Below are 22,227 nucleotides of genomic sequence, written 5' to 3' on the forward strand. Positions count from 1 at the left end.
CACTCGGCCTGCGCGTTTCGCCCGGAGGCTGCCATGAACCAGACGCTCGCAGCACCTTCGGTATGGGCCGATGGCAAACGCCACCTGTGGTGGCTGGGCATCATGCCCCTGGCCACGCCGCTGTTGTCCGGAGCACTGGCGATCAGCACCGGCGTCCAGCAGCTCTGGTGGGTCGGGGTGCTGGTGATCTTCGGCCTGATTCCGTTGATCGACGGCCTGCTCGGCGAAGACGTCAGCAACCCACCGGAATCCGCCGTCGGCCACCTTGAATCCCAACGCTATTACCGCTGGATCGTCTACACCGGCGTACTCTTTGTGATCGCCTCGGTGGTGATTACCGGCTGGCTCGCCGCGGGGGGCATTGCCTGGATCATCGACGGCGGGCTGCTACAGGCCACCGCCCATCTCGACCCGGCTGACTGGCTGTCCCAGGTGGCCGCTTACGTCACCGCCCGCACTCAGTTGCATGGCGAACCGAGCTGGTTCACTTACCTGGGCATGGCCATGTCGACCGGTGCCGCCACCGGGATTGCGATCAACACCGCCCATGAACTGGGGCACAAACCCAAACCCCTGGAGGTGTTCCTGGCCAAGGTCACGCTGGCGCCGACCTTCTACGGGCACTTTTACACCGAACACAACCGTGGCCATCACGTCCGCGTCGCGACCCCGGAAGATCCGGCCAGCTCGCGCCTGGGGGAAAGCTTCTGGGCATTTCTACCACGCTCGGTGTGGTTCAGCGCGCGCTCGGCCTGGAACCTTGAGCGTGAGCGCCTGCGCAAACTCGGTCTGCCGGCCTGGCACTGGAAAAACGCCGTGCTCAGTGCCTGGATGTACAGCGTGGTACTGTGGGGCGCGATGATTGCCTGGCTCGGGGCGGCGGTGATTCCGTTCCTGATTATCCAGGGCATCTATGGATTCTCGTTGCTGGAAGTCGTGAACTATGTCGAACACTACGGCCTTAAGCGTCAGAAGTTGCCCAACGGGCGCTATGAGCGTTGTTCACCCCGACATTCCTGGAACAGTAATCGGATTGTCACCAACATCTTTCTATTCCAGTTGCAGCGCCATTCCGATCACCATGCCAACCCCACGCGCAGTTATCAGTCGTTGCGCCACTTCGATGAGTCGCCGCAACTGCCCTATGGTTATGCAAGCATGATTGTCTGGGCCTATGTGCCGTACTTGTGGCGCCGCCGCATGGACCATCGCGTACTTAATCATTATGCCGGGGATATCACCCTGACCAATCTTCAACCGTCGCAACGTTTGAAGTATCTGGAGAAGTACAGCCATAACGCCACACCGTTCTAATGTAATTAGAAACAGGGTTATCGGCGCGCGGTGTATCCAGCGCGCGGGTTTTTGTCGCCCTGGGTTTGTCGCTCAAATAGTTAGCAAGTTGTGTTTGACCCGAACAAAAACAATTAAAGGGAAGGACGTCCACCATGCAGGCACCCGCCAAATTCACCGCTCATGTCGTATTGGCCGCGTTGGGGCTGATCGCCTATCACCAGGCCCAGGCCGCCCGCATCGAGCCGGCCGGCAGCGCTTTTACGGCACAGGGTCCCATCAGCTTTTCCAAGGGGGCACTGATCAGCGCCGACTGCACCATTAAAGTCGCCGGCAAAGTGGCGGCGGATGGCGCATCGGTCAATGTCGACAAAGTTGAATTCGATGGCGGCCTCAAGTGCAGCCGGGTGGAGGCCATTAACTTGCCTTGGATACTGGTGGCCAAAGACAGCCGCAGCGGGTCCATGTCAAAAATCAGCGTTGATGTACATGCCTTCGGTCTGGGCGGCAAGTGCGGTCCCTCTACCGCTGATGGCACCTGGGATAACGCCACTGGAAAGTTGGAAGCGGCCAATGTGCCGATTGGCGAAGACTGCAAGATAAAAACGGTGTCGATCAAGATGCCGCCCAACTTCAAAGTGGTTGATTAACGCAACGCACATTAATAGCGGTAATTGCATTGAAATTTGGCTGGAAAGGGAAGTTCTGCAGTTTCACCGTGACCTCTCGTTCATGGCCATTACCCCTGGCGAATGACTCGCCATCACTGTGAGGAAAAACAATGAAAAGCTTGAAAACCCTCGTATCGTTGTCTGCTCTGGCTGTCTGCATGGGTGCTGCGTCGATGGCGAACGCCTATAGCATCGCCCCGGTCAATACCAGCTTTACCGCACCTGGGACGATTTCGGTGAAATCGCCGTCTTCTTTCCAGGCAACCGTCAACTGCGGCGCCACCTTCACCGGTAATGTCGACGCCACCGGCGTTGCCAAAATCACTGGCGTGGCGGTCACCGGTGGCGGTCTTTGCGCATTGCCGAAAATCACCGGCCTGCCGTGGACCCTCACCGCCACCGGCCCAACGGCGGGTACCGTGACCAACGTCGGCTATACCATCGCCGCTTCGATTCTGTACCCGGCTTCCAATTGCGGCCCGTCCACCATCACCGTGGGCTACAGCGGTGGTGTGCTCACGGCGACCAACCAGACCCTGAGCGGCAACTGCACGGTCGCCAGCCTGAGCGTGACCCCAAGCCCGGCACTGACCATCGTGCCGTGATCGTCGGTTGAGAACGAAGGGCTGATCACCCGTGGAAAAACCGGCGCCTTTACCGGGCGCCGGTTCAGGCTGGGCCAGGCAGCAGGACGAACCGGCAGGGCCGGCTCGGAGCGATAACAATAAGGAGTGCCGCATGAATAATAAGAAACAACATGTGCAGGTTTTGCTGGGGCTGGCGTTGATAGGCGGCGTGGTAGTGGCCGCGCCTGTTCAGGCCGGCGGCTTTTCAACCCCCACTTACGGCGCGCCAGGCTGGGGCAGGGCCTTTGCCGGCGGTTCGCTGTTCAAGAATGACCCCAGCTCCGCCTACAACAACCCGGCGGCCATGGCCTTCGTCGAACACAACGTCGCGCAGCTTACCGTCGACTATGCGCGCATCAAGATCAAGTACAAGGGCGATGCCTTCGATTACGCCGGCAACCCCGTTTCCAGCACACCGCTGGACGCCAACGGTTTTCCTGACGTGGCAGCCGCCACGCCGAATAACAACGACGGCGGCGAGGGCGGCTTTACCGCGTGGCTGCCCACCGGTTTTATGGTCATGCCCCTCGGAGACCGGTTCGCGTTCGGCTTGAGCCAGGTCGTGCCGCAGGGCATGCGCTCCACCTGGGATGAAAATTCGAAACTGCGCGATTTTGCCGTGGACACCAAGATTGAAACGGTGGGGCTCACCGGCTCCCTGTCCTTCAAGGTCAACGATCAGTTTTCCCTCGGCGGGGGATTGATCGTGCAGCACAGCAAGGGCTTCGTCAGTCAGAACGTCGACCTGCTGTCCGCCGCGGCAGTGTCCGATTCAGTCCTGGGTGGCATCAACTTTCCGTCGGATGTGGGCAGCGCCCTGATGCGGGTCAAAGTCGATAATATTTCGACCGGCTGGTTTACCGGGCTCGTGTGGAAACCCACGGACCGCGACACGCTGGGCTTGAATTATCATGCCAAGATCAAGAACAAGATGACCGGCAAATACACCGTCCGCGCCGACCAGTTCTCCAACAACCTGATGACTCAGCCGAGCCCGTTCGGCGGCACCGGTACGCTGGTCAACACTGCTTATCCAGGGCTTGAACTGTATCCGAACGGCGCCCATGCCAGCGTCCAGTTGGACATCCCCGCCACGGCGGGCCTGGACTGGGTGCACCAGTTCAATGACCGTTTGACCCTGGGGGCGAGCGTCACCTGGACCGAGTGGTCATCGTTCAAGGACCTGACCCTCGAGTCTGGCGGCACCACCGTTGTCTCCATTCCCTACAACTACAAGAACACCTGGATGTATTCCCTGGGCGGCGACTATCGGTTGACCGACGAACTGACCCTGCGCGCCGGTGTTGCTCTCGACCAGACGCCGACCCGCAATTCGACCCGCGACCCGCGCATTCCAGATGGCGATCGCACGTTCTTGTCATTGGGCGCCGGCTACGATGTCAAAGCCGTCAAGGGCCTGAGCCTGGACTTGGCGTATTCCCACCAGTTCGTGCAGGAGGTCAAGCTCAAGACTCAGAACGTGGATCGCCTGGGCGGCGCGCGACTCGACGGTAAAGCCGAATCGTCGGGCGATGTGGTCAGCGTGTCGGCGACCTACGCGTTCTAACCGTACGTTGAAGGGCGGGAGCAGCCAGCGCATCTGGCTGCCTTGCCGGTGATTTTTTCGTGCAACCGGCTGAGTCCGCTCAGCCGTTATTTTTCGCCCAGGCATTAAATAAAAATTTCAAAACAAAATTTGAATTTGTATCTTCCCGTTTGTAGTGTGGCTTTACGCCGCTGTCGTGCTTGCGCGACTTGCATAGGTGTCGTGCCCTGAATCGAGTAGAGGTCTCCCATGGTTATCTGGTTATTGGCGGGTTTCGTAGCAGCGTTTGCCCTGGCGTATCGACAAGCGGCGGCAGCCCAATGGCTGGGGGTCAGCCTGGTGTGGCTGGCGCTCGCTTACCTGTTCGGCGTGGTCGCTGGCCTTGGCGTCAGCGTTGCGGTGCTGCTGGTGGTGGCTCCCGCGCTGCTGATGACGATAAAACCCTTGCGGCGCGCGCTGCTAAGCAGCAGGGCCCTCGGCCTGTTTCGCACGATCATGCCGGCCATGTCCGACACGGAACGCGCGGCCATCGAGTCCGGCACCGTGTGGTGGGATGCCGAGTTGTTCAGCGGTAAACCCGACTGGCGGCGCCTGCTGCAGGCCGCGCCGGCCAGTCTCAGCGCTGAGGAACAGGCGTTTCTGGATAACGAAGTGGAAACCCTGTGCGACATCGCCAACGACTGGGAAACCACCCAGGTCTGGCAGGACATGTCCCCCGAGGGCTGGCAGTACACCAAGAGCGCTGGCTTCCTCGGCATGATCATTCCCAAGCAATACGGCGGCAAAGGCTTCTCCCACTACGCCCACTCCCAAGTGGTGATGAAGCTCTCCACGCGCTGTTCGGCGGCGGCCATTTCGGTGATGGTGCCCAACTCGCTCGGCCCGGCCGAACTGTTGTTGCACTACGGCACCGATGCCCAGCGCAATTACTACCTGCCGCGCCTGGCCCGTGGCGAAGACATCCCGTGCTTCGCCCTGACCAGCCCCTACGCCGGTTCCGACGCCGGGGCGATTCCCGATGTGGGCATTGTCTGCAAGGGCCAGCATGACGGGCAGGAAGTGCTGGGCCTGCGGGTGACCTGGGACAAGCGCTACATCACCCTCGGCCCGATCGCGACGGTGCTGGGCCTGGCGTTCCGCGCCGAAGACCCGGACGGCCTGCTCGGCACGCCCGGCTCGCTGGGCATCACCTGCGCGTTGATTCCCACCTCCCACCCCGGCGTCAACAGCGGCCGGCGGCACTGGCCGCTTAACGCGGTGTTCCAGAACGGCCCGACCACCGGCAAAGACGTGTTTATTCCGCTGGACTGGGTGATCGGCGGCCGCGAGCAGGTCGGCAACGGCTGGCGCATGTTGATGGAGTGCCTGGCCGCCGGTCGTGCGATTTCCCTGCCTTCGGCCAATGTCGGCCTGGGCAAGGTCGCGGTGCGGGGCACCTCGGCCTACGCGGCCATGCGCAAACAGTTCGGCCTGCCCATCGGCAAGTTCGAAGGGGTGCAGGCACCGCTGGCGCGCATGGCCGGGCATTTGTACGCCTGCGACGCGGTGCGCAAGGTCTCGGTGGCGTCCCTGGATGCTGGAGAAAAACCCTCGGTGATCTCGGCCATCGCCAAGTACCACGTCACCGAGCGGGCGCGGATGATCGTCAACGATGGCATGGACATCGTCGCCGGCAAAGGCATCTGCATGGGCCCCAATAATTTCCTGGCCCGCGCCTACCAGCAAAGCCCCATCGCCATCACCGTGGAAGGCGCGAACATCATGACGCGCTGCCTGATTATCTTTGGCCAGGGCCTGATCCGTTGCCATCCCTATGTGTTCCGCGAGATGGAAGCAGCGCGCAACCCGGACCGGCGCCAAGCGCTGGAAGCGTTCGACAGCGCCATGTTCGGTCATGTGAGTTTTGTGTTGGCCAATACCGTGCGCGCGGCGGTACATGGGCTGACCGGCGGCCGGCTGATTTCCGTACCGGCCAAGACCGACCCTGCGCTGGCGTCCTACTACCGCCAGGCCAATCGGCTGTCGGTGGTGTTGGCGCTGATCTCGGACGTTTCCATGGGCGTGCTGGGCGGTGCGCTCAAACGCAAGGAAAGCCTCACCGGGCGCCTGGGGGACGTGCTGTCACAGTTGTATATCCTGTCCTGCGTGCTTAAACGCTTTGAGGACGATGGCCGCCCCCAGGCGGACCTGCCGCTGGTGCATTGGTCGGCCCAGGACGCGCTGCTGCGCGCCCATGAAGCCCTGGCCGAAGTGCTCGACAATTACCCCTCCAAAACCGCTGCGCGGGTGATGCGGGCCTTGAGTTTTCCGTTCGGTCTGCCCTTGCGCAAACCGTCGGACCGCCTGTTGGCCGACGTCGCCGACGCGGTACAGACCCCCGGCGCCACCCGCGACCGCTTGCTGGCCGATTCCTACATCCCGCGCCCGGAAATCGACAAGTTGGCTTATGGCGAACTGGGCTTCCGTTTGCTGCCCCAGGTGGAGCTGATCGACGCCCGGCTCAAGCCCGCGATCAAGCAAGGCGTGCTCGACCCGCTGCCGATCTCCGCCACGGCCTTTGCCACCTGGCGCGTCAAGGCCCGGGCACTGGACCTGATCAGCGACGATGAGGAGGCCTTGCTCGCCCGCTACGTGGAATACGCCGATCACGGCATCCAGGTGGATGACTTCCCCCAGGACTTCGGATTGCTGGAGGCGTTGCAGCAGCGCAAGCAGGCGCTGGAGCCGACCACCAAGCGTCGTACGGCTCAGGGCGAAAACGCCTCGGTCAACTAGGAAAAACCCGATCAGAATGTGTTGAGAGTGATTGCTGATATGAGTGACAGCTACCTAACCTTCGTCAATTCGCCTTGGGGCCGTCGCCTGGCACAGGCGGCGGGCTTGCCGCAGCCCTTGCCGTTGCAGCGTCATCGCAGCGGCCAGCAAAGTCTGGTGAACCCGGTGATTGTCGCCGGGGCAGGGCGCCTGATGACCCAGGTGCAACGGGTTTTCAGCGACACCGACACAGTTGCCGCCACCCCGGCGACACTCAACGCGCCATCTACGGTCAAGGTGCAAGGCGCGGTATTCGATGCCAGCGGGCTTGCCAGCCTGGAGCAACTCGACGAGCTGTACCGGTTCTTCCACTGCAACGCCAGACGCCTCGGTCAGCACGCGCGGGTGGTAGTGCTCGGCACGGCGCCGGAGCACTGCGCGGATCTGCCCCAGGCCGTCGCCCAGCGCGCCCTCGAAGGCTTGGTGCGGTCCCTGGCCAAGGAGCTGCGCCGGGCTATCACCGTGCAGTTGCTGTACGTGGCACCGGGCGCTGAGGACGCGCTGGACAGCAGCCTGCGGTTTTTCCTGTCGCGCCGATCGGCCTATGTGTCGGGGCAAGTGGTGCGCGTACACGCGCCGGTGGACGGCCACGTCACGGTCAACTGGGACAAACCCTTCGCCGGCCGCCGCGCGCTGGTCACCGGCGCGTCCCGTGGTATCGGCCTGGCCATCGCTCAGGTGCTGGCTCGTGACGGCGCGCATGTGGTCTGTGTGGACGTGCCTCAGGCCCACGATGCCCTGCAGCAGGCCGCCGGCGCAGTGAACGGTTCGGCATTGCCGCTGGATATCACCGCGCCCGACGCCGCCTCGCTGTTGCAGGCCCATGTCAGCCAGTACGGCGCGTTCGATGTGGTGGTGCACAACGCCGGGATTACCCGCGACAAAACCATCGTCAAGATGAGCGAATCGGCGTGGCAGAGTGTGCTGGCGGTCAACCTGCAGGCGCCGCTGTGCTTGAGCAACGCGTTGCTGGAGTGCGAGGGCCTTAACCCTGGCGGCCGCATTGTCTGCGTGTCGTCGATTTCCGGCATCGCCGGCAACCTCGGGCAAAGCAACTACGCCACCTCCAAGGCCGGTGTGATCGGCCTGGTACAAGGGCTGGCGCCGCGCGCGGCGACTCAGCAGGTTACGGTCAATGCCGTGGCGCCAGGCTTTATCGAGACGCAGATGACGGCCCGCATCCCTTTGATGATCCGCGAGGCAGGGCGGCGCATGAATTCGCTGTCCCAGGGTGGGCAGCCGATCGACGTGGCCGAAACCATCGGCTGGCTGGCCCATCCGGCGTCGGGCGGGGTTAACGGCCAAGTGGTGCGCGTGTGCGGCCAAAGCCTGTTGGGAGCCTGATGCCATGGACGACCTGACGCAAATCATCGACCCACCGCCGTCACGCACGCGCCTGCTGCTGGATGGTATGCGCGCACTGCGCAAACCCAAGCTGGACGGCGCGCCGCTGCTGCCCAAGGCGCGCCTGGTGCGCCCGGCGGTGGAGCTGTCGGCTGAGGGTATCGCCGCGTATGGCAGCGCCTGCGGTTTTCGCCGCGAGCAGGGCGTGCCGTTGACCTATCCCCATGTGCTGGCCTTTCCTTTGCACTTGATGTTGTTGACCCGCCCCAGTTTCCCGTACCCGGCCAGCGGCATGGTGCACCTGGCTAACCGCATTCGGCAGTACCAACGCCTGCGGGAAGGCCAGGCGTTGCGGCTGGAGGTGTATGCCGAGCGCTGGGTCGCTCACCCTAAAGGGCAGGCTCTGAGCATCGCCACTCGCGCCTACAGCGCGGGCGCGCTGGTGTGGGAGGGCGATAGCCTGTACCTGCGCCGGGGCGTGGCGGACCCGGTCGGCGAACCTTGGGTGGACGCGCTGGGCGTGGCTTCAGACAGCTGGGTCCGTACCCAGAAGTGGCTGTTGCCGGCCGACCTGGGCCGGCGTTTTGCTAAGGTGTCCGGGGATTTCAACCCGATCCACACCTCGGTCATCGGCGCCAGGCTGTTCGGCTTTCGCCGCGCCATCGCCCATGGCATGTGGACCCTGGGCCGCGCGCTCGCCGCCCAGCAACCGCCGGGTGGCCTGGAGCGCGCCGAGGTGCGGTGCGAATTCAAGTTGCCGATCCTGCTGCCTGGCCAGGTCGCGCTGTGGAATCCACCTTCCAGCGGCCCGCGTCGCGCTTTCGAAGTGCGCAACGGTGCGGGCGACAAACCCCATCTGCGCGGCCTGCTGTCCTTCAATGAGAACCTGCAATGAGTCACTACAGCTTCAACCCGGCGCCGACCCGCCGCGTGGCGATTATCGGCGGCAACCGTATTCCCTTCGCGCGCTCCAACACCGTGTACGCCCACGACAGCAATCAGGATTTGCTGGTGGCGGCGCTGCAAGGTCTGGTGGACCGCTACAACCTGCATGGCCAGCGCTTGGGCGAGTTCGCCGCCGGCGCGGTGATCAAGCATTCGCGGGATTTCAACCTGGCGCGCGAGTCGTTGCTGTCCACCACGCTGTCGCCCGAAACGCCCGCCTACGACGTGCAGCAAGCCTGCGGCACGGGGCTGGAAGCGGCGTTGCTGGTGGCCAATAAAATTGCCCTGGGTCAGATCGAAGCGGGCATCGCCGGGGGCGCCGACACGACCTCCGATGCGCCGATCGGCATCAACGAGTCCCTGCGTCACACCTTGCTCGCGGCTAATCGCGCCAAGGGCATGGGTAACCAATTGAAGGCGTTGCTTAAGGTCCGTCCGTCGATGTTTTTCAAGCCGCTGCTGCCGCGCAACGGTGAGCCGCGCACCGGCCTGTCCATGGGCGAGCACTGCGAAGAAATGGCCAAGCGCTGGCAGATCAAACGCCTGGCCCAGGATGAATTGACCCTCACCAGCCATCAGCGCCTCGCGGCGGCGTACCAGCGCGGCTTCTTCGACGACCTGATCAGCCCCCATCGTGGCCTGGCCCGGGATAATAACCTGCGTGCCGACGCCAGCCTGGAGAGGCTCGCCGGCCTGTCCCCCGCCTATGACCGCCAGAGCGGCACGCTCACCGCCGGCAATTCCACGCCGCTGACCGATGGCGCCTCGGTGGTGCTGCTGGCCAGCGAAGCCTGGGCCGCCGAGCACGGTTGGCCGGTGCTGGCTTACTTGCGTACCGGCGAGACGGCAGCGGTCAATTTTGTCGACGGCAGCGAAGGCTTGTTGATGGCGCCTGCCTATGCGGTGCCGCGCATGTTGCAACGTGAAGGCTTGAGCTTTGCCGACTTCGATTTGTTCGAGATCCACGAAGCGTTCGCCGCCCAGGTGCTGTGTACGCTCAAAGCCTGGGAAGACCCCGACTACTGCCGCGAGCGGCTAGGCTTGGCGGCACCGCTGGGGGCGATCGACCGGGCCAAAATGAATGTCAACGGCGGCTCCCTCGGCTGCGGTCATCCGTTCGCCGCCACCGGCGGTCGGCAGTTGGCGGCGCTGGCCAAGGCGATCCATGAGCGCGGCGGCGGCCGCGGCCTGATTTCGATCTGCGCCGCGGGCGGGCTGGGCATTACCGCCATCGTCGAAAAATAGCGCTGTTAAAAACAACAACAAGGAAACCGCCATGAACGCTATCAGCCTGGAACAACGCGAACGCATCTGGTTGGACGCTTATCTGCCCGGCGTCCCGGCCGATATCGACGCCGGCATCGAGGACTACCCCTCACTGCGCGAGGTGTTCCTGGAGCACCTGGAAAAATTCCGCGAGCGCGTCGCCTACGTCAGCATCGGCACCGAAATGACCTACGCCGACTGGCAGGTGCAAGGCTTTGCCTTTGCTGCCTGGCTGCAGGCCCAGGGCGTGCAGCGCGGCGACCGCGTGGCACTGATGATGCCCAACTGCTTGCAGTACCCGATCTGCCTGCTCGGCACAATCCTGGCGGGAGCGGTGGTGGTCAACGTCAACCCGCTGTACACCGCCCATGAGCTCAAACATCTGCTCAAGGACAGTGGCGCCGAAACCGTGGTGATCTTCGAAAACTTCGCCCACACCCTGGAAAAAGTCATCGAAGGCAGCAGCGTCAAACGCGTGGTGATCGCGGCCATCGGCGACCTGCTCGGCACCTTCAAGGGCGCCGCCATGAACTTCATCCTGCGCCGCGTACAAAAGCAGGTGCCGGCCTTTACTTTGCGTGGCTCGGTGCGCTTCAAGCGGGCGTTGCAACAGGGCAGGGCGCTTGACCCGCAGCCAGTGGCCATGCATCTGGATGACCTGGCGTTTCTGCAGTACACCGGCGGCACCACCGGCGATGCCAAAGGCGTGATGCTCAGCCATCGCAACATCATCGCCAACCTGTTGCAGGCCAAGGCGTGGGTCGGCGACCAGTTGGATCAGGACAAGCAGGAAACCAACGTGACCTTGCTGCCGCTGTATCACATCTTTTCTCTTACGGTGAACTGCCTGATGTTTATGTGCCTGGGCGGGCGCAATATCCTGATCGCCAACCCTCGGGATGTGAAGCGGGTGCAGATGATCCTGCGCAAGGAGCGTTTCAACGGGATTGCCGGGGTCAACACACTGTTCAATGGGTTGCTGGAAAACCCGGAATTCTGCGCGCGGGACTTCTCCGACCTGCGCATGGTCATCGCCGGCGGCATGGCCACGCACACCGCTGTGGCCAAGCGCTGGAAGGAAGTCACCGGGCTGCCGATCATCGAAGGCTATGGCCTCACCGAGTGCTCGCCGGTGGTGAGCATCAGCCCCATCGATATTTCGCGCATGCGCGAGATGGACTTCACCGGCAGCATCGGCGTGCCGTTGCCGTCCACTTGGGTGCGTTTTATGCGCGAGGACGGCGAATTGGCCGACATCGGCGAGCAGGGTGAGCTGCAAGTGCGCGGCCCACAGGTGATGCAGGGCTACTGGAAACGCCCCAGGGAAACCGCCGAAGTGCTGGATGCCGAAGGCTGGCTGGCCACCGGCGATATCGGTGTGATGGACGAACGTGGCTATATCCGCCTGGTGGATCGTAAAAAAGACATGATCCTGGTCTCAGGCTTCAACGTGTACCCCAACGAAATCGAAGACGTGGTGGCCCTGCACCCCGGCGTGGCCGAAGTGGCGGCGATTGGCGTGGAGGACGGCGTGACCGGGGAGAAGGTCAAGATTATCGTGGTGCGCAAGGACCCGAGCCTGACCCAGGAGCAAATACTCGCCCACTGCCGGGAATACCTGACCGGTTACAAAGTGCCGCGTTACGTGGAATTCCGTACTACCGAACTGCCCAAGACCACCGTGGGCAAAGTCCTGCGCCGCGCCTTGCGCTGATGTAAATGTATGCAGCTGATCTAAAGGTGGGAGGGGGCAAGCCCCCTCCCACCTTTGATAGCCATTCCAGGCGATGTGGTTTCAGCTGACACTCCGAGGTGCCTGGGTGTGGTGCCGCTTCGCAGCCCAGCGCAGGGCAAGCCTGCTCACCACAGCAAGCCTGCTCACCACAGAATTATTTGTCAGTCTTTAGGGTTTGCGTGGAGTGTCAGACCGCGTTTACGTTGACCCAGCGTTCCTCGCGGGCCGCCAGGCGAATCGCGGTCGCCAGCCGCTCCACGGCCCACGCCGCTTCAAAGTCAGTGCCGTCCGCGCCCTGGCCGGCCACGGCCATGAGCAGCTCGTGCACTTCCAGTGTCTTCAATTCGTTGTAGCCCAGTTGGTGCCCCGCCGCCGGGCTGAAGGCGGCGTAACCGGGCAGGGCGGGGCCGGCCAGCAGGCGCTGGAAACCTTCCTGGCCGACGCGGCACAGGCGCAGTTCGTTCAAACGTTCCTGATCGAACGCCAATGTGCCCTGTGTGCCGCTGATCTCGACACTCAGATGGTTCTTATAACCGTGCTTGAGCCAACTGCTGCTCACCGTGCCGCGTGCGCCATTGGTGAAGCGCAGCAGGGCATGCACCTGGTCGTCCACCGCGATGACTTTGCGTTCGGCGCTGCCGGTGACCGCAGGGCGTTGGCGGTGGACGGTCTGGGTGTCGGCGCACACGCTAGCCACTTCGCCCACCAGGTAACGCGCCATCGACAACACGTGGCTGCCCAGGTCCGCCAGGGCGCCGCCGGCGTGTTCCACTTCGCAGCGCCATGACCACGGCGACTGCGGGTCGGCCATAAAGTCTTCGCTGAATTCACCCTGGAAACTGATGATCTCGCCCAGCTCGCCATTGGCGATCATCTGCCGCGCCAGGCCGATCATGGGGTTGTGTTGATAGTTGTAACCGACCCGCGTCACCACCCCGGCGGTGCTCGCTGCCCGGCGCATGGCGTCGGCCTGTTCAAGGCTGACGGCCAGGGGTTTTTCGCAGTACACCGCTTTACCGGCGGCAATCGCGGCCATGGCCATGGGGTAATGCAAATGGTTAGGTGTGGTGATAGCCACGACATCCACGGCCGGGTCTTCGATCAGCGCCTGCCAATCGCCATGGGCCTTGGCAAAGCCCCAGGCGTGGGCGCAGCGCTGCGCACGCTCGGTGTCGGCGTCGGCCAGGGCGGCCAGCTTGAGGTGCACCGGCAGTTCGAATACCGCCCGGGCGTTATTGAACGCCAGGGCGTGGGCACGGCCCATGAAGCCTGTGCCGATCAGGCCGATTCCGAGTTCGCGCATAACCTTTGATCCTTTGGATTATTGTTGTGAGAGCGGCTATTAATGGAATAAAAATTCTCATAATTCAATAGATGGAATAAAAATTCAGATAGCCCGGCACAATCAGCCTGACGAATGCGGCCATATTCACCACATGGCCAAACGCCGCCAGTTAACAAAAGATAACGTAGCGCTGATTGTCAGACGATTCCAAAGCCCGATAGGATGGCCCCTGCTTCCTCCAGGCGCTCTAGATTGCAGGTTTCAGAGCCCGGGATGGCAAGACCTAACAATAATAAATGGGAGAAAGGTCTATGAGTGAGCCTGTCATGGGTTGGGTTGTCTGCCGCCCACGCGCCGCACGCAGGGTTGCGTTGCTGGCCACAGCGCTCTCGCTGTTTGGGGCTGTCGCGTTGTCGACCGCCGTCCAGGCCGCCAGCGATACCCCCGCCGCCGCGGTGTTTGCGATTGAATCCCCCAAGGCCGCCAAAGGCCTGATGATCGACGTAGTCCACGCCGGCAAGCGCCTGGTGGCGGTCGGTGATCGCGGGCATATCCTCTATTCCGATGACCAGGGCGCCACCTGGGCCCAGGCCAAGGTCCCCACCCGGCAACTGCTTACCGCTGTATTTTTTGTCGATGACAAACACGGCTGGGCCGTCGGCCATGATGCGCAGATCCTCGCCAGCAGCGACGGCGGCGCCACCTGGACCCAGCAGTATCAAGACCTCAAGCGCGAAGCGCCGTTGCTCGACGTGTGGTTCAAGAACGCCAGCCACGGCCTGGCCGTCGGCGCTTACGGTGCGCTGCTGGAAACCAACGACGGCGGCAACAGCTGGGAAGACGTCAGCGACCGCCTCGACAACGAAGACCAGTTCCACCTCAACGCCATCGCCGCCATCAAGGACGCCGGGCTGTTTATCGTCGGCGAGCAGGGCAGCATGTTCCGTTCCAGCGACGACGGCCAGACCTGGGAAAAACTCGAAGGTCCCTACGAGGGCTCGCTGTTTGGCGTGATCGGCACCGCACAACCTCAAACCCTGCTGGCCTACGGCTTGCGCGGCAACCTTTACCGCTCCACGGATTTCGGCGGCACGTGGGAGCAGGTCGAGCTCAATGCCGCGCGCGGCGCCCTGGAGTTCGGTCTGTCGGGCGCCACCTTGCTGGAGGATGGCTCGCTGGTGGTGGTCGGCAACGGCGGCAGCGTGGTGGTCAGCCACGACGACGGCCAGACCTTCAGCGTGTTCAACCGCCCGGACCGCATCTCCCTCTCGGCGGTGACCGCCGCAGGCAATGGCAACCTGATTCTGGCCGGGCAGGGCGGCGTTCGCGTCGCCAGGCCAACGGGCGCCGAACTCGAAAAACAATAAGAAGGCAGAGAAAGCATGAGCAGTCATCACAACGATAAAGCGACCTTTCTTGAGCGCCTGATCTTCAATAATCGCCCGGCGGTGATCGTGATCTGCCTGCTGGTGAGTGTGTTCTTGTTCTGGCAGGCGACGTTGATTCGCCCGTCCACCAGCTTCGAAAAAATGATCCCCCTCAAGCACCCCTTCATCGAAAAAATGATGGAGCACCGCAACGACCTGGCCAACCTGGGCAACACGGTGCGTATCTCGGTGGAAGCCAAGGACGGTGACATTTTCACTAAGGAGTACATGGAGACTCTGCGGCAGATCAACGACGAGGTGTTCTATATCTCCGGCGTCGACCGCTCGGGCCTCAAGTCGCTGTGGAGCCCCAGCGTGCGCTGGACCGAAGTGACCGAAGAAGGCTTCGCCGGTGGTGAGGTGATCCCGCAGAGCTACAACGGCTCGCCGCAAAGCCTCGATCAACTGCGTAACAACGTGCTTAAGTCCGGCCAGGTCGGGCGCCTGGTGGCCAACGATTTCAAGTCGAGCATTGTCGATATTCCGCTGCTGGAGTCGTACCCGGACCCGCAGGACCAGGGCAAGTTGCTCGCCCTGGATTACCAGAAGTTTTCCCACGAGCTTGAAGACAAGATCCGCACCAAGTTCGAAGCGCAAAACCCCAACGTGAAAATCCATATCGTTGGCTTTGCCAAGAAGGTCGGCGACCTGATCGACGGCCTGATCATGGTCGTGCTGTTCTTCGGTATCGCCTTCATGATCACCCTGGTGCTGCTGTACTGGTTCACCTGGTGTATCCGCAGCACCATCGCCGTGCTGATCACCACCCTGGTGGCGGTGGTCTGGCAGCTGGGGTTGATGCATGCGGTGGGCTTCGGGCTGGACCCTTACTCGATGCTGGTGCCGTTCCTGATCTTCGCCATCGGTATTTCCCACGGCGTGCAAAAGATCAACGGCATCGCCCTGCAATCGAGCGACGCCGACAACGCCCTGACCGCCGCGCGCCGCACGTTCCGCCAGTTGTTCCTGCCGGGCATGATCGCCATTCTCGCCGACGCCGTGGGCTTTATCACCCTGCTGATCATCGACATCGGCGTGATCCGCGAGTTGGCCATCGGCGCCTCCATCGGCGTGGCGGTGATCGTGTTCACCAACCTGATCCTGTTGCCGGTGGCGATTTCCTACGTCGGCATCAGCAAGCGCGCCATCGAGCGCAGTAAAAAGGATGCGCATCGTGAGCATCGTTTCTGGCGCCTGCTGTCCAGGTTCGCCAGTGCCAAAGTCGCGCCGGTCTCGATTCTGCTGGCCCTGGTCGCTTTCGGCGGCGGCCTCTGGTACAGCCAGCACCTGAAAATCGGCGACCTCGACCAGGGCGCGCCGGAACTGCGCCCGGACTCGCGTTACAACAAAGACAACAACTTCATCATCAGCAACTACTCCACCAGCTCCGACGTGCTGGTGGTGATGGTCAAGACCAAGGCCGAAGGCTGCTCGCGCTATGAAGCCATGGCGCCCATCGACCAGCTGATGTGGAAGATGCAGAACACCGAGGGCGTGCAGTCGGCGATCTCGCTGGTCACCGTGTCCAAGCAAATGATCAAGGGCATGAACGAGGGCAACCTGAAATGGGAAACCCTGTCGCGCAACCCCGATGTGCTGAACAACTCCATCGCCCGCGCCGACGGCCTGTACAACAACAATTGTTCCCTCGCGCCGGTGCTGGTGTTCCTTAACGACCACAAGGCCGAGACCCTCGACCGCGCGGTGCATGCGGTGCAGGAATTCGCCAGGGAAAACAACAAGGACGGCCTGGAATTTATCCTGGCCGCCGGTAACGCCGGCATCGAAGCGGCCACCAACGAGGTGATCAAGGAGTCGGAGCTGATCATCCTGATCCTGGTGTACCTGTGCGTGGCGACCATGTGCATGATCACCTTCCGTTCCTGGGCGGCCACCCTGTGCATCGTGCTGCCGCTGGTGTTGACCTCGGTGCTGGGCAACGCGCTGATGGCGTTCATGGGCATCGGCGTCAAGGTCGCGACCCTGCCGGTGGTGGCGTTGGGCGTCGGGATCGGCGTGGATTACGGCATCTACATCTACAGCCGCCTGGAAAGCTTCCTGCGCGCGGGCCTGCCGCTGCAGGAAGCCTATTACCAGACGCTCAAGTCCACCGGCAAAGCCGTGCTGTTCACCGGCCTGTGCCTGGCGATCGGCGTGTGTACCTGGATTTTCTCGGCGATCAAGTTCCAGGCTGACATGGGCCTGATGCTCACGTTCATGCTGCTGTGGAACATGTTCGGCGCGTTGTGGCTGCTGCCGGCCCTGGCGCGCTTTTTGATCAAACCGGAAAAGCTGGCCGGGCAGAAGGGCAATTCGCTGTTCGCCCACTGAGCCTTGAGCGGCCCGTGCTCCAGAACACGGGCCGTACGTTTCATGGGCGGGGTGCGATGGCCAGGAACAGCTGGTCCACGGGCGGGCTGATCAGCGCGTAGACGATGCTGCGCAGCGGCACCGCGCCAGGTTCTCCGTGAGCCTGCAACTGCTGCTGCACATGCTCCTTGAGCAGGTCCTTCTGGGTGAACTTGCGCTGTTCGGGCAATTTCAAATGCGCCCGCGTGTACGCGGCGGCCGGCGCCTGCGCCGTGGCGTAGTGGAAGTGGGCGTACCACAACACCTTCGGTGGCTTGCCGACCTTGTCGTACACCGCGTACTCGGTGAAAAAGTCACCGCGCAGGGTCGGCCGTTGCGGGTCCGCCAGGCTGGTCAGGTTGATATCGATCTGCTGGTTGCGCCATAAGTACTCGATGCCTGCCTGGGTCGGCCACTGCCGCTTGTAGGCGGCGCTGCACACCTGTACGGCCTTGCGCTGCATGTCCCGGGCGTTGACGCGAAACTCCTCGATCAAGTCTGTGGACGCCTCGGGGTAATGGTGGGCCAGTTCGTCGGCCACCGCGTCCAGTTCACGGGCCTGGCCGCCCAGCAGCTCCTCCCAGTCCGCCGGGTTGATGGCCTGGCGGGTGACAGGGTCGTCGAGTTCACTCTGCTGGGCGCTGATGACCTGCTCGATGGCGGCTCGTTGGTTGATCAATCCACGGCCTTGCTCGCGCAGGGTGGCCAAGGCGATTTTAGGTGGGCTCGTCACTGGCGCGTCCGGGTCTTTTTCAACGACTTGCGCCCAACCGTCGCCGCTTTTCTTGAAGGTAGTGAGGGCCCTGGTGGTGAAGGCGTCGGTGATGGTCACCTGCTCCTCCTGTGCATCGGTCAGTTTGAAATCGCCCACCAGATAGTCTTTCCCGCGGGTGCGGAATACCTTGGTGGTGGGGGCCTTCGCCCGCAGGGTTTTCGACAGGGGCAATTCGACCGCCAGGGCCTCCTGTTTGCGCACCACGCTTTCTAATTCGTTTTGCGCCAATGCCTGTGCGTACCGCAGGCTTTGTAGAAAACGCTCGGAACTGGACGGCAATCGCAGCGGATTGATGGCCTTGAGCGCCTGAATGCCGTTCTCGTACTCGTTGTAATGGCCGAGCAGGCTTTCATAGACGTTGCGTTGCTCATCGAGAGGAAACCCGTCGCTGCTGCGCACGGCGATGTGCGACTGCACCGCCTGATGAATATCGAGGCTGTTGAGGCGCTTGACGTACAGCGCCTCCTGGGGTGGCAACCGGCTGTCGGAAACGACGGCCGTCACTCCGGCCAGCGCCGATAGCGCCCTAAGGCGCATGTTCTCGTTGAAGAAAGTGCTCGGATTGATCATCGCCAGGAAATCCTGACGGATCGCGCGACCCGCGCCGGAATCCTGTTCCAGTTGATCGAGGGTGGTTTCCATCTCACTGGCGAGTTGACCCATGCGCTCAAGTGCATCGGCCATTTCGATGCTGCGGCTGACATGTTCGTTATAAGCGGTGGGGTCGCCAAGAACGTAACTGACCAGCATGCGTTTTCCCAAGTGGCTCATCGGCTCGCCACGGTTTGAGTACAGCAGGGAATTGGTCCAGTTACGCAGATAGGTGTGAATGACGAATTGCTGCTCCCAGATCAGTTTCAGCATCTTGGCGCGTTCCTGCACGTGCATCCTGGCGCCGCCGAACTTTTCCAGGTCGCGGCCGACCTGGATGGCCTCCTGGCGCAACCGCGAGGTGTGCTCGAAGCGTTCGATCAGGGTCTGCATAAGGATTTCGAATTGGGCGCGGGCCGCGCTGTGCCGTTGCATCTCCTGGGTGTGCCGGGCCTGCAGGGCCGGTCTTTGCTGCACGTCGGCCTGGTCCATCAGGTTCCACGCCACATTCAGCACGCGTCCTTGTCTGGCCAGGGCCTGGTCAGCCTCTTCCATGCGTGTCATCGATTCCCTGAGCGTAGCCATCTGCGGTGTGATTTCTGCGTTGAGGGCTTCTGCGCGATTGATCAGTTGGCGCGTTTTCTCACGATTCTCCTCGCGCAGCGCAGCAATACGCTTGGGGCCACCGCCCTGCAGTTTCAGGCCTCGATCCAGCGTCCAATGACCTTTGCCATCGGTCTTGAGCTTGATGCCGGGGTGGTCGGTTTTTTGTGGATGGATGATGAACACCTCGCCCACACCCGGTACGATCGAGACGCGAAATAACAGGCCGCCCACCGAGGCATGCCACAGGCTGTCGATCCTGTACAAACCCTGGAACGGGCCGATATCGACGGCAGCGGGCGCAGGCTTTGGCCAGGGCCGGCTGACCGCCAGCAGTTTTTCCAGTAGCCGCGCCGAAGCGCTGTCACTGGCCAGGGAGCGGTCGAAGTCCAGCGGCGTGCGCCCCCCGCCGGGCGGCTCGGAAGGCACGCCGGTGCCTGCGTAGTGCACTTGCGCTTGAGGGTGGCTGACGGGGTCGCCAAGGCGTCGACGTAACGGCAGCTGGGCGAGGGTTTGCGCGCGGTGCTCCGTTTCTACCATTGCCTCGCTCGCCTGGCCCTGATGCACCAGCAGCATGCCGATGTTCAACAGCACGTCGACCCAGGCCAGCTCTCGGGCAACCGGGTCATCGCTTTGCAGCGCCGGCAGATCCTGGCTAAGGCTCTGCGTCAGTTGCAGCATCCACGCGGCGGCGGCCAACGGCCCGCGTATCACCACCAGCAGCGTGTTGAAACCCAGTTGCACGCCTTCGAGCAGATGCGCCCAGCGACTTTGCGCGCTGGACGTCGACTGGCGCTGCGCCAGGTCCACCAACTGGCGCGCCTCACTGCCGAACAGGTACTCCATCAACCGGCCATTGCTGAGGTAACCCAGTATCTCGCCCGCGCTGCGATCGTCTGCCGGCGCCAGCGTGGCGGGGCTGGGAACGCCGGGCAATACGTCGGATTCGGAGCCCAGGCTGAAACGGATGATATGGGGCTCGGTAAAACCACCGTTGCTGTAGATCGCCCTGGCGTTATCCGGCAACCAGGTCAGGACGCTGTCTTGCAACTCGCCAGGCGCGGCGATAGCGTTGAGCAGTTGTTCGCGGCTGGCAAACTCCAGCAGTGACTGAGCGTAGGCCGGGCGATACAGCACATGCGGTCCGGCATCCGCATTGCGCGGCTCGATGATGAACATGTTTTGTACGACGTCGGCGTGGGCGTCGGGTTTTCGTCTGAAGGCCAGCACGCGCATGATGATTTCATCGTCGCCGACGCAGCGTTGGGCGCGAACGGGCTCGACCACCGCGCTGACGCACTGGAAACCACGCCGGGTCAGTCCGCCTTCACCCTTGATTTTGTACTCCATTGCCAGGGTCTTGAGTTGCACCGGGCATTGTTGAATGAACAATTGCTGGCGTTTCTGCGCCTGCGGATTGTCGTCCAGCAGGTGTTCGCGCAAATAGGCGGGATAATAGCGACCAATGTCGACCTGTTCGATCATCTGCATCAGGTAATCGGTGGTCAGCCACGCTTCGATCTCCCGCCTCTCGCGGTGGCGCAGGGTGACGTTGCCGCTGGGCTTGCCCGCCAGGTTTTTCAGGGCCAGATCGACCAGGCTCATCGTCACCGTTTCCAGGTAACCGCCCTGCAGCGTACCGATTGCGACCTTGAAGACCAGTTGCAAGTCTTCGGCGCGCCAGGCCAACGTGGCGTCATCGGTGCAGGTTTCCTCCAGGTTCAGGGCGGCATTGCGACCCCGGCACAATTGCTGGTTCAAGCGTTTGGCAGCAAAACTGCGCAGCGTCTCGATGCCGTCCAGATACCGTTCGCCAGGGTTCAGGCGCTGCAGGCTGGCCTGCTCCAGCAGGCATTGGCGATAGGCCAGTCGGTCGGCCGCCGAGGCGTTTTTGAGCCAGTCGGGAAGCGCGGCCCGGACTGCCTCCAGCGACGGCGCAGGCGTCGACCCAGGCGCAATGAACAAGGGCGCCGGATCGGTGAGCGCGGCCAATCGGGCGGCCAGTTCGATTGGCGTGGTCTGCACGCGCAGATCGAACGCGGCAAGGTCTTCCAGTTGCTGGTTGAGCACCAGCGCCGCTTGCACCTCGAACAGGTCGCCATCGGGTTCGTATTGGCGCCAGGTGATCTTTTCGGCGTTGTAGCGTTGCGCCATGCGTTCGCCCCATGCCAGGCCAAAGGCTTGCAGGCTGGCAAAGGCTTCCAGTTGGCCCGGCAGGCTATACAGCCAGACCCGTTCGCCGCTGACGATGAGGATTTCACTGCCCTGTAGCGTGAGCGTGACGTCGTCGTGTTCCAGGCGCGTTTCCACGCAATAAGCATGCACGGCGCTGCCGGGCCATGCCTGTCGATTGCGGGTTTCCCGTGCGGGGTAGCGGACCAGGCTGGTCAGGGGGCGCAGTTGCAAGGGGTCGGTCCCGGGCTGGTTGATCGTGCAGCCCCGAAACACGCCCTGCAACACGCCGGCGAGCCATTGCCAGCGCGTGTTACCGCTGCCGTCGTCCTCGCTCCAGAACACGCTCAAGGCTTCTTGAAAACCTACATGCAGGATCAAGGGCAGCTCCCGGATTGCATCCTGGATAACGGTCAGGTCATACGCGCGCGAGCCTTGCGCCTCATAAACCAGGCGTGTTCCGCTGGCGTCGCTCAAGTAGGCATCGAGGCCGCCGCGCGTTGACAGGTCGGGCAGTGAGCCGTCGGCAAGGTAAGTCAGCGCGACCTCCACCAACGGCGCCAAGGCGCGGCCGCCGCCGTCACGCGGGTGGGCCAGGTAGAGGGCGGAGGCGGGCAGGGTCAAAGGCGGGTATTTATCCCGCAGGTTGTCGGCCAACATCTGTGTGGTGACCGAGCGCAAGGTAGGTCGCGCGGCAAATTGCGCGTGTACGGCTTGCGCCAGGATCCGGGTATCTGGAGTGGGCATGAAATAGTCCTTTATAAGTCTTGAGCGGGTATATCGCG

At 62.6% G+C, this 22,227-nt stretch carries 13 protein-coding genes; 11 read left to right on the top strand and 2 right to left on the bottom strand.

Annotated elements, in window-relative coordinates; genetic code table 11:
- Positions 1–33: 33 nt before the first annotated feature.
- The 9 genes from G7025_RS04660 (at position 34) to G7025_RS04700 (ending at position 12,219) form a co-directional block, all read left to right on the top strand.
- Positions 34–1,314 carry an alkane 1-monooxygenase gene (locus tag G7025_RS04660; protein WP_181076932.1) on the top strand — a complete coding sequence of 427 codons (1,281 nt, stop codon included), beginning with the start codon at positions 34–36 and terminating at the stop codon, positions 1,312–1,314.
- 134 nt (positions 1,315–1,448) lie between these two features.
- Positions 1,449–1,943, top strand: a complete 495-nt coding sequence (praA, locus tag G7025_RS04665) for an alkane oxidation protein activator PraA (protein ID WP_181076933.1) — start codon at positions 1,449–1,451, stop codon at positions 1,941–1,943.
- 131 nt (positions 1,944–2,074) lie between these two features.
- Positions 2,075–2,569, top strand: coding sequence for an alkane oxidation protein activator PraB (praB, locus tag G7025_RS04670; RefSeq protein ID WP_181076935.1), 495 nt, complete (start codon positions 2,075–2,077; stop codon positions 2,567–2,569).
- A gap of 133 nt (positions 2,570–2,702) precedes the next feature.
- A complete protein-coding gene (locus G7025_RS04675) occupies positions 2,703–4,157 on the top strand; it encodes an outer membrane protein transport protein (RefSeq protein WP_181076936.1) in 1,455 nt (484 codons plus the stop codon).
- Positions 4,158–4,385: 228 nt separating this feature from the next.
- A complete protein-coding gene (locus tag G7025_RS04680; RefSeq protein WP_181076938.1) occupies positions 4,386–6,911 on the top strand; it encodes an acyl-CoA dehydrogenase in 2,526 nt (841 codons plus the stop codon).
- Positions 6,912–6,950: 39 nt separating this feature from the next.
- Positions 6,951–8,294 carry a 3-oxoacyl-ACP reductase gene (locus tag G7025_RS04685; RefSeq protein ID WP_181076940.1) on the top strand — a complete coding sequence of 448 codons (1,344 nt, stop codon included), beginning with the start codon at positions 6,951–6,953 and terminating at the stop codon, positions 8,292–8,294.
- A gap of 4 nt (positions 8,295–8,298) precedes the next feature.
- Positions 8,299–9,189, top strand: a complete 891-nt coding sequence (locus G7025_RS04690) for a MaoC/PaaZ C-terminal domain-containing protein (protein ID WP_181076942.1) — start codon at positions 8,299–8,301, stop codon at positions 9,187–9,189.
- On the top strand, positions 9,186–10,484 hold the full coding sequence (locus tag G7025_RS04695; protein ID WP_181076944.1) for an acetyl-CoA C-acetyltransferase: 1,299 nt from the start codon (positions 9,186–9,188) through the stop codon (positions 10,482–10,484). The genes G7025_RS04690 and G7025_RS04695 overlap by 4 nt, the downstream gene beginning before the upstream one ends.
- Before the next feature lie 31 nt (positions 10,485–10,515).
- The gene (locus tag G7025_RS04700; RefSeq protein WP_181076945.1) at positions 10,516–12,219 is read left to right on the top strand and encodes an AMP-binding protein; all 1,704 of its coding nucleotides are present in this window, start codon (positions 10,516–10,518) and stop codon (positions 12,217–12,219) included.
- A gap of 208 nt (positions 12,220–12,427) precedes the next feature.
- On the opposite strand, the gene G7025_RS04705 is transcribed toward G7025_RS04700, so the two are convergent.
- On the bottom strand, positions 12,428–13,543 hold the full coding sequence (locus G7025_RS04705; protein ID WP_181076947.1) for a Gfo/Idh/MocA family protein: 1,116 nt from the start codon (positions 13,541–13,543) through the stop codon (positions 12,428–12,430).
- A gap of 308 nt (positions 13,544–13,851) precedes the next feature.
- Here G7025_RS04705 and G7025_RS04710 point away from each other — a divergent pair, with 308 nt between their 5' ends.
- Positions 13,852–14,892: a WD40/YVTN/BNR-like repeat-containing protein gene (locus tag G7025_RS04710; protein ID WP_181076969.1), complete on the top strand. Its 1,041-nt coding sequence runs from the start codon at positions 13,852–13,854 to the stop codon at positions 14,890–14,892.
- A 15-nt stretch (positions 14,893–14,907) separates the two neighbouring features.
- Positions 14,908–17,283, top strand: a complete 2,376-nt coding sequence (locus G7025_RS04715; RefSeq protein ID WP_181076949.1) for an efflux RND transporter permease subunit — start codon at positions 14,908–14,910, stop codon at positions 17,281–17,283.
- 40 nt (positions 17,284–17,323) lie between these two features.
- Here the strand turns inward: G7025_RS04715 and G7025_RS04720 are convergent, their stop codons facing one another.
- Positions 17,324–22,189 carry a dermonecrotic toxin domain-containing protein gene (locus G7025_RS04720; RefSeq protein WP_181076950.1) on the bottom strand — a complete coding sequence of 1,622 codons (4,866 nt, stop codon included), beginning with the start codon at positions 22,187–22,189 and terminating at the stop codon, positions 17,324–17,326.
- Positions 22,190–22,227: the final 38 nt, after the last annotated feature.

Source organism: Pseudomonas lurida, from assembly GCF_013522705.1.
Taxonomy (GTDB): Bacteria; Pseudomonadota; Gammaproteobacteria; order Pseudomonadales; family Pseudomonadaceae; genus Aquipseudomonas; species Aquipseudomonas quebecensis.